The 6407-nt window shown below is 64.0% G+C and carries 5 protein-coding genes; 2 read left to right on the top strand and 3 right to left on the bottom strand.

Going from position 1 to position 6407, the window contains the following annotated elements; genetic code table 11:
• Positions 1 to 74: 74 nt before the first annotated feature.
• Positions 75 to 2741 carry an alanine--tRNA ligase gene (gene alaS / locus MESS4_RS16320; RefSeq protein WP_006332855.1) on the bottom strand — a complete coding sequence of 889 codons (2667 nt, stop codon included), beginning with the start codon at positions 2739 to 2741 and terminating at the stop codon, positions 75 to 77.
• Positions 2742 to 3000: 259 nt separating this feature from the next.
• On the bottom strand, positions 3001 to 4098 hold the full coding sequence (recA, locus tag MESS4_RS16315) for a recombinase RecA (protein WP_006332853.1): 1098 nt from the start codon (positions 4096 to 4098) through the stop codon (positions 3001 to 3003).
• A gap of 279 nt (positions 4099 to 4377) precedes the next feature.
• Here recA and MESS4_RS16310 point away from each other — a divergent pair, with 279 nt between their 5' ends.
• Positions 4378 to 5313: a carbohydrate kinase family protein gene (locus tag MESS4_RS16310; RefSeq protein WP_006332851.1), complete on the top strand. Its 936-nt coding sequence runs from the start codon at positions 4378 to 4380 to the stop codon at positions 5311 to 5313.
• Positions 5314 to 5376: 63 nt separating this feature from the next.
• On the opposite strand, the gene MESS4_RS16305 is transcribed toward MESS4_RS16310, so the two are convergent.
• Positions 5377 to 5700, bottom strand: a complete 324-nt coding sequence (locus tag MESS4_RS16305) for a TfoX/Sxy family protein (protein WP_006332848.1) — start codon at positions 5698 to 5700, stop codon at positions 5377 to 5379.
• 92 nt (positions 5701 to 5792) lie between these two features.
• On the opposite strand from MESS4_RS16305, the gene MESS4_RS16300 reads away from it, so the two are divergent.
• On the top strand, positions 5793 to 6290 hold the full coding sequence (locus MESS4_RS16300) for a GFA family protein (protein WP_006332845.1): 498 nt from the start codon (positions 5793 to 5795) through the stop codon (positions 6288 to 6290).
• Positions 6291 to 6407: the final 117 nt, after the last annotated feature.

The raw sequence follows: 6407 nt of genomic DNA, 5'->3' as shown, positions 1-6407 counted from the left end.
TTGCGGGGGAGATGTCCGGCAGGACAGAGGGGGGTGCTGTCCCTCCGAGCCTTGCGATAAATTCTCCTATCCGATCAAGCCGCTTCCAGCGCCGCCCTCACCGCGGCGATCGCGTCGCCGGCCTTCGAGGCGTCGGGGCCGCCGGCCTGGGCCATATCAGGGCGACCGCCGCCGCCCTGCCCGCCCAAGGCCGCGGATGCCACGCGGACCAGATCGACGGCGCTGAAGCGGGCCGTCAGGTCGTCGGTGACGGCGACAACCACACTCGCCTTGTTGTCCTCAGCTGTGCCGACGAAGACGACGACACCGGAGCCGAGCGACTTCTTGCCGGCATCGGCCAGCGGCTTCAGATCCTTTGGCGAGACGCCGGAGACCGCCTTGCCGAGGAAACCGACACCGGCGACCGTCTCGTTTTCGGCCGGCGCACCCGCCGCCGCGCCGCCGCCCAGCGCCAGTTTCTTGCGCGCCTCGGTCAGCTCCTTCTCCAGCTTCTTGCGCTCATCGAGAAGCGCTTCGACGCGCGCCGGCACATCGGCCGGCGAGATCTTCAGCGCCGCCGCGGTCGCCTTCAGCCGTCTGTCCTGCTCGTCGAGATGCTTGCGCGCAGCCTCGCCGGTCAATGCCTCGATGCGGCGCACGCCGGCGGCGACGGCGCCGTCCGACACGATGCGCACCAGACCGATATCGCCGGTCGCCCTGACATGCGTGCCGCCGCAGAGCTCGACCGAATAGGGCCGGTTGGCCCTGGCGCCATGCAGGCCCGTTCCCATCGAGACGACGCGTACTTCATCGCCGTACTTCTCGCCGAACAGCGCCATGGCGCCCTCGGCAATGGCGTCGTCGACCGACATCAGGCGCGTGGTGACCGGGCTGTTCTGCACGACGATCTCGTTCGCCATGCGCTCGACCTCTTCGAGTTCGTCAGGCGAGATCGGCTTGTTGTGCGAAATGTCGAAGCGCAGCCGCTCGGGCGCGACCAGCGAGCCCTTCTGCGCGACATGGGTGCCCAGCACCTCGCGCAGCGCCTCATGGATCAGATGCGTCGCGGAATGGTTCGCGCGCAGCCTGGTGCGGCGTGCATGGTCGACCTTCAACTCGACGGTCGCGCCGGTCTTGACCGCGCCGCTGGCCACCTTGCCAAGATGCACGAACAGGCCATCGGCCTTCTTCTGCGTATCGGAGATCTCGATCGAGAAGCCCTCGCCTGAAATGACGCCGGTATCGCCCATCTGGCCGCCGGACTCGCCATAGAATGGCGTCTGGTTGACGACCACGGCAACCGTGTCGCCCTTGGCGGCGCTATCGACGGTCTTGCCATCCCTGACCAACGCCTGGATGAGGCCTTCGGCCTCCTCGGTCTCGTAACCGAGGAACTCGGTGGCGCCGTTCTTCTCGCGCACCGGGAACCACACCGTTTCGGTCGCGGCCTCGCCGGAACCAGCCCAGCTCTTGCGCGCCTCGGCCTTCTGCCGCTCCATCGCATCGGTGAAGCCGGCAAGATCGACCGAGATGCTGCGCTGGCGCAGCGCGTCCTGCGTCAGGTCGAGCGGAAAGCCATAGGTGTCGTAGAGCTTGAAGGCGGTCTCGCCATCCAGCATGTCGCCGGCACCCAGTCTTTCCGTCGCTTCCGAAAGCAGGCCCAGGCCGCGCACCAGCGTCTTGCGGAAACGGGTTTCCTCAAGCTTCAGCGTCTCGGTGATCATCTGTTCGCCGCGCAGCAGTTCCGGGTAGGCCTGGCCCATCTCGCGCACCAAAGCCGGCACCAAGCGCCACATCAGGGGATCGCGGGCGCCGAGCAACTGCGCATGGCGCATGGCGCGGCGCATGATGCGGCGAAGCACATAGCCGCGGCCTTCATTGGACGGCAGCACGCCGTCGGCCACCAGGAAGCAGGACGAACGCAGATGGTCGGCGATGACGCGGAACGATGCGACGGTCTCCGCATCGGGACCCCGGCCAAGCGCGGACGACGCGGCGTCGATCAAATGACGGAACAGGTCGGTTTCGAAAACGCTGTCCACCCCTTGCAGGATGGACGCCATGCGCTCCAGGCCCAAGCCGGTGTCGATCGACGGGCGCGGCAGGTCGATGCGCTCGTCCTTGGTCACCTGCTCATACTGCATGAACACCAGGTTCCAGAATTCAAGGAACCGATCGCCATCCTCCTTGGGGCTGCCGGGAGGGCCGCCCCAGATGTGCTCGCCACGGTCGATGAAGATCTCCGAGCACGGCCCGCAAGGTCCGGTGTCGCCCATCGCCCAGAAATTGTCCGAGGTCGGGATGCGGATGATGCGATCGTCGGAAAAGCCGGCGATCTTCTTCCAGAAGCCGGCGGCCTCGTCGTCGGTGTGGTAGACGGTGACCAGCAGCTTGTCCTGCTTCAGCCCGAACTCCCTGGTGATCAGGTTCCAGGCAAGCTCGATGGCACGCTCCTTGAAATAGTCGCCGAAGGAGAAATTGCCGAGCATCTCGAAGAAGGTCAGGTGGCGCGCGGTATAGCCGACATTGTCGAGGTCGTTGTGCTTGCCGCCGGCGCGAACGCTCTTCTGGGCGGTCGTGGCACGCGAATAGGGTCGCTTTTCCAGACCGGTGAAGACGTTCTTGAACTGCACCATGCCGGCATTGGTGAACATCAGCGTCGGATCGTTGCGCGGCACCAGCGGGCTCGACGCGACGATCTCGTGACCCTCCTTGCGGAAATAGTCGAGGAATGTCGACCGGATCTCGTTCACGCCACTCATGAATAATACTGCCTTTTCGAGAGAACCGCCGATTGCCGGCGGAAAATAGACATGGCCTTTTAGCCGCCGCGTTGCAGCCTGTCCAGAAACACGGAATTGGGCCAATTCGCGGGGCTTGCCGGTCGTCTTTGCACTACGGATGAAACGCAAACCGCCGGCGCTAGGCCGGCGGTTTGAAACGCAAAGATACAGAACTCAATTACATAAGCTGTAGATAATTAACCGAGATTATGGCCAGATTCCGGCCACCGCCGAAGCCTTACATGGCGCCGGCTTCGTCCTCGAAACCATCGTCTCCACCTTCGGAACCACCATTTTCGAGGAATTTCTCGGCGATCAATCCGGCATTCTGCCGCAACGCCAGTTCGATCTCGCGCGCCGTGTCGGGATTGTCGCGCAGGAACAATTTGGCGTTCTCGCGGCCCTGGCCGAGGCGCTGCGAATTGTAGGAGAACCAGGCGCCCGACTTCTCGACCACGCCGGCCTTGACGCCGAGGTCGACCAGTTCGCCGGTCTTGGACACGCCCTCGCCATACATGATGTCGAACTCCACCACCTTGAAGGGCGGCGCCAGCTTGTTCTTGACCACCTTGACGCGGGTCTGGTTGCCGACGACCTCGTCGCGATCCTTGACCGAGCCGATGCGGCGGATGTCGAGGCGCACCGAGGCATAGAATTTCAGCGCGTTGCCGCCGGTGGTGGTCTCGGGCGAACCGAACATGACGCCGATCTTCATGCGGATCTGGTTGATGAAGATGAGCATGGTGTTGGAGCGCGAGATCGAGGCTGTCAGCTTGCGCAGCGCCTGGCTCATCAGGCGGGCCTGCAGGCCAGGCAGCGAATCGCCCATCTCACCCTCGATTTCGGCGCGCGGCGTCAGCGCGGCGACCGAATCGACCACCAGCACGTCGATGGCACCGGAGCGCACCAGCGTGTCGCAGATCTCGAGTGCCTGCTCGCCGGTGTCGGGCTGCGAGATCAGCAGGTTTTCCAGATCGACGCCGAGCTTGCGGGCATAGACCGGATCGAGCGCGTGCTCGGCATCGACGAAGGCGCAGATGCCGCCCTTCTTCTGGGCTTCCGCCACAGTGTGCAGCGCCAGCGTCGTCTTGCCCGAGCTTTCCGGCCCGTAGATCTCGACAATGCGGCCGCGCGGCAGGCCGCCGACGCCAAGCGCGATGTCGAGGCCAAGCGAGCCGGTCGGCACGGTTTCGATCTCGACGACCTGCTCGTTCGCACCGAGCCGCATGATCGAGCCCTTGCCGAAAGCACGCTCGATCTGCGACAGCGCCGCGTCCAGAGCCTTTGATTTGTCCACCACTTTGTCCTCTACAAGCCGCAAAGAATTCTGAGCCATGATACATCACCCCTTGGTCGTCAATGAAGGCCGGACAATCCGTAATCCTTGTTAATTTGTACCTTTTTTGTTCTCGTTTGGCAAGGGGCACCAAACATTTGAAAAACAAGGAATATCCATATTTGTTCTTTTTTTGTTTCATCCGCTCGGTCTGGGATGTATCCCATATTGTCCCGGCTGTGTCGTCGCGCCGGTCTTCCGAATCGCTGCTTTGATTGCAGCCAGTTCCTGGTCAGCCTAGTGTCGGCGCCGAACAGGTAACAGGCGCATAACCACAGCATGACGAAATCTCCAAAAATTCTGGCCATAGGTGGCGCCCATATCGACCGGCGTGGCCGAGTTTCGGGGAACTATGTACCGGCCGCGTCGAATCTCGGCACGATGCGCGAGGATGTTGGCGGCAGTGTCCTCAACGCGCTTAGCTGCGCCGTGCGGCGCGGCGCCTCCGGCTCGCTGCTTTCGGTGCGGGGCGGCGATGCGCTGGCCGACAGGGTTTCACTGGCCATCGCCGCGGCCGGCATTGCCGATTTGTCGGCGGTGTTCCTCGACCGCGCGACGCCGAGCCACACGGTGCTGTTCGACCGCGACGGCGCGCCGATCGCCGGCCTTGCCGACATGGCGCTCTACGACCTGGCACTGCCCAAGCAGATCCGTCGCGCCAAGGTGCGCGAGGCGATCACTGCCGCCGATGCAATCCTGTGCGATGCGAACCTGCCGTCCGCGGCGCTTGAGCGGCTGGTTGTTCTCGCTTCCGGCAGGCCCATCTTCGCCATCGCCGTTTCGCCCGACAAGGCGGTGCGGCTGACGCCGGTGCTCGACAGCCTGGCGCTCGTCGTCATGGACCGGCCCGAGGCCATCGTGCTGGCTGGCGCCGACGCCACGGAGCAAGACCTCGTTGGCGGGCTGAGGCGCGCCGGCCTTAGAAGCGGCGTGGTGACGGCGGGCAACGGTCTGGTGCTGGGCTTCGACGAAACCAGCGCCTTCTCGGTCCTGCCCCCGGCGCGGAAAATCGTGGACGCCACCGGCGCCGGCGATGCGCTGGCGGGCGCAACGGTCGCTGCCCTGCTCAACGGCCTGACGTTGCGTGCGGCGCTGCGCGAAGGCGTCGCCGCGGCGATGCTCGCCACCGAAAGCGCGGAGCTTGCTCCGGCCTTCACGGCGGCGGCCTTTGCCGAGGCGCTGGCCCTTGTGCCCGAGTCGCGGGAAGTCGCATGAGCGCAACCGCCGGGGCAAGAGTGAGGGATTCAAATCCGAAGTCATTGCCTGTGGCGGTGCAGATCACTTCCCGGCCCGCCGCCCCGCCTCATAGGCCCGGCGCGCCCAGACCGCCATCTCGTCCGGGTCGTCGAAGGCGCTGTCGGGAATGCTCCAATAGGGCATGGACACGAGCTTGCCGTGCCGCGAGCCGGTATAGGTCCATTGCCGGCAGCCGGCGGCTTCAAAATCGGGAGCGCTTTCAGCGTCCGCCTTCAGCAACAGCTCGCCGCGCAGCACGATCGCGACGATGACGCCGTCGAAATAGATGCCCTTGCCGCCGAACAACTTTCGTATGCCGACCGGGCCGAGGCCTTCGAAAAGCTCGGCGATGCGTTCATTGTCCATATCGTGATCATGTCATCCGGATTTGGCCTTGTCATCGCCGCAACCAAAACCATGCTGACAGGTTGAGAGCCAATTCGTCGGAGTTCGCCATAATGCCGCTTCTGCTCAAAGGATCCTGCCGGTGCAATGCCGTCCGCTTCGAGGTGGAAAGCCACACGCCGGTGCCGTTCATGCTGTGCTACTGCTCGATCTGCCGCAAGCAGCAGGGCGGCGGCGGCTTCGCCATCAATCTCGGCGCCGACTACGAGACGCTGAAAATCAAGGGCAAGCGCAATCTCGGCGTCTACCGGGCCGAGATCGAGGATGACGAGCATCCACAATGCGAGATCTCGTCAGGCGAGCGCAATTTCTGCCGCAAATGCGGAGCCGCACTCTGGCTCTACGATCCGACCTGGCCGGAGCTGGTGCATCCCTTCGCCTCGGCGATCGACAGCGACCTGCCGAAACCGCCGGAGAAGGTGCATCTGATGCTGAAATACAAGGCGAACTGGGTCGAGCCTGAGATCGGCAAGGGCGACAAGGTGTTCGACGTCTATCCCGAGGAGTCGATCGCCGACTGGCACAAGCGAACGGGGATGTGGGTGGATTAGGTATCTTCACCCCGTTTACGGCGAGCAATCGCATATGGGCAAGAGCCCCCTCACCCGGATTGCCAACCGAATTGCGAAGGGCAATTCGGGGCAATCCGACCTCTCCCCGAGGGGCTA

The sequence above is a fragment of the Mesorhizobium sp. STM 4661 genome, from assembly GCF_000359125.1.
Classification (GTDB): Bacteria; Pseudomonadota; Alphaproteobacteria; order Rhizobiales; family Rhizobiaceae; genus Mesorhizobium.
This window is presented reverse-complemented; position numbering and strand designations above follow the sequence as displayed.

Bases quoted from the DNA above. Each gene is read 5' to 3' on its own strand.
- alaS (WP_006332855.1), bottom strand. From the start codon at position 2,741: ATGAGTGGCGTGAACGAGATCCGGTCGACATTCCTCGACTATTTCCGC.
- recA (WP_006332853.1), bottom strand. From the start codon at position 4,098: ATGGCTCAGAATTCTTTGCGGCTTGTAGAGGACAAAGTGGTGGACAAA.
- MESS4_RS16310 (WP_006332851.1), top strand. From the start codon at position 4,378: ATGACGAAATCTCCAAAAATTCTGGCCATAGGTGGCGCCCATATCGAC.
- MESS4_RS16305 (WP_006332848.1), bottom strand. From the start codon at position 5,700: ATGGACAATGAACGCATCGCCGAGCTTTTCGAAGGCCTCGGCCCGGTC.
- MESS4_RS16300 (WP_006332845.1), top strand. From the start codon at position 5,793: ATGCCGCTTCTGCTCAAAGGATCCTGCCGGTGCAATGCCGTCCGCTTC.